A 1036-nucleotide genomic window follows, 5' to 3' on the forward strand; every position below is an offset into this window, starting at 1 on the left:
TTAGAGCTTAGAGCTTAGGAGCGAGCTCAAAGAATATTAAAAATCGCACACGAAAAAGGGCCTCAATAATGATGAGGCCCTTTTAGTATCTGGAACTTGTGTTTACGAGCTTACTCGCTTTCTAGAATGCAATCAGTCAACTAGACCATAGTCAGCACGCAATACATCGATGATCTCTTGCTTAGGATTCTCACTCAGTACGATTTCCGCACCTGTAATCTTCGCCGCGATATCAAGATAAGTACGTGACAGAGACATTAATGAATCCAATGGAAGTTCATTGTCACGAGCTAACGCTTCACGCTCTGGCATACGCTCTTTGTTCAAAAGAATGTCCGGATCAGGGAAGTAGTTAAGTAGGAACTGGCGGAAACCTTCTTTTGAATTCTCAACGATGTTGCCGTTATTGTATTCCTGAGTATCCCAAATGCGAGATGAATCTGGAGTACCGACTTCATCCATGTAGATAAGCTTTTCATTACCTTGAGCATCGTTGACGTAACCAAATTCAAATTTCGTATCGACAAAGGTTTGATCGACTTTTGCTAGCGCTTGGCTAATTACGTTGAAGCCTTCTTTTAGAAGTTTCTCGTAATGCGCAATGTCACTTGCTTGAGTAAAGTTGAACGCTGCGAAGTTATCTTCGATGTTGTTACGTGTGATGTTCACATCATCAGCTTCTGGAACGCCAGGAATACCTTTCAAAATCCCTTTTGTAGAAGGTGTGATCAGTAGCTCAGGCAATTTCTTGTCTTTCTCAAGGCCTTCTGGCATCTCGATACCACAGAATTCGCGTTCGCCGTTTTCGTATGCACGCCACATTGAACCTGTGATGTATTGACGACAAATCGCTTCGATCATGACTGGGCGAGCTTTTTGTACAATCCATACGAATGGATGAGGGATATCAAGAATATGACTGTCAGCAAGGCCGTTGTCTTTAAACAATTTGAACCAGTGGTTAGAGATAGCATTCAGAGCCGCTCCTTTACCTGGGACACCTTTTAGATTCCCTTCACCACGCCAGATACAATCA

At 42.9% G+C, this 1036-nt stretch carries 1 protein-coding gene; it reads right to left on the reverse strand.

Annotation, left to right across the window (positions count from 1 at the left end):
• Positions 1 to 132 precede the first annotated feature (132 nt).
• Positions 133 to 1036: phosphoribosylaminoimidazolesuccinocarboxamide synthase (locus AB4653_RS03980; RefSeq protein ID WP_372103391.1), on the reverse strand; the 904-nt coding region annotated here is incomplete at its 5' end.

Source organism: Vibrio sp. 10N.222.48.A3, assembly GCF_041475345.1.
Lineage (GTDB): Bacteria > Pseudomonadota > Gammaproteobacteria > Enterobacterales > Vibrionaceae > Vibrio > Vibrio tasmaniensis_A.